Genomic DNA, 244 nt, shown 5'->3' on the forward strand with positions numbered 1-244 from the left:
GGCCTTATTGTGTCGCACATTGAGTAATTCCCTGCCAAGTGACGCACTGCGTCGCAATCGGGCGATTGGCTAGCTCGCGTTGTGCAACCTCGGATCGCCAAGCGGTCTCACTTTCACGCAACCTGCTTTCCGCCTCAAGTCGGTCGATCTTGCCCGCGTGAAATGCCTCGAGCGTCGTGATGTCGGAACTGGCCCAACGCATCCCAGCCACATCAGAGATCGAGACTGGCTCTGTGGCGAGCAG

At 58.6% G+C, this 244-nt stretch carries 1 protein-coding gene; it reads right to left on the reverse strand.

Translation table 11 applies throughout. The features are described 5' to 3' along the window. Window positions 1-4: 4 nt before the first annotated feature. Window positions 5-244, reverse strand: a 240-nt coding sequence (locus ACM0OT_RS23850; RefSeq protein WP_414566849.1) for a hypothetical protein, incomplete at its 5' end; no start/stop codon positions are given.

It is taken from the genome of Anabaena sp. CCY 9613 (assembly GCF_963920895.1).
GTDB lineage: Bacteria > Cyanobacteriota > Cyanobacteriia > Cyanobacteriales > Nostocaceae > Cyanocohniella.